We start from the raw sequence: 263 nt of genomic DNA, 5'->3' as shown, positions 1-263 counted from the left end.
GTTCAGTATTCTGGAACTATGAACGTAACCTAGAGAAAAAAGATCCTAACCGTGCCGATATCGCTTATCCAGTGTGGGGTAACACGTGGGAAAACCCTGCAGAGCCGGGTGAAGCGGGTATTGCTCTTGGTGAAGAGTTTAGTTACAAAGTGGAAGTGAAAGGCACCATGATGTACCTAACGTTTGAAACCGAGCGTCACGATACCGTTAAGTATGAAATCGACCTGAGTAAGGGCATCGATGAACTTGATTCACCAACGGGT

General features: G+C 46.4%; 1 protein-coding gene. It reads left to right on the top strand.

Translation table 11 applies throughout. The annotated features are described in order from the left end of the window. On the top strand, positions 1-263 hold a 263-nt coding region (locus AB4486_RS26485; protein ID WP_372119741.1), incomplete at both ends, for a polysaccharide lyase family 7 protein.

Source organism: Vibrio sp. 10N.222.55.C6, assembly GCF_041473395.1.
GTDB classification, from domain to species: Bacteria; Pseudomonadota; Gammaproteobacteria; order Enterobacterales; family Vibrionaceae; genus Vibrio; species Vibrio crassostreae_C.
Note: the sequence above shows the minus strand (reverse complement) of the source record. Positions and strands in the feature narration are given on the sequence as shown.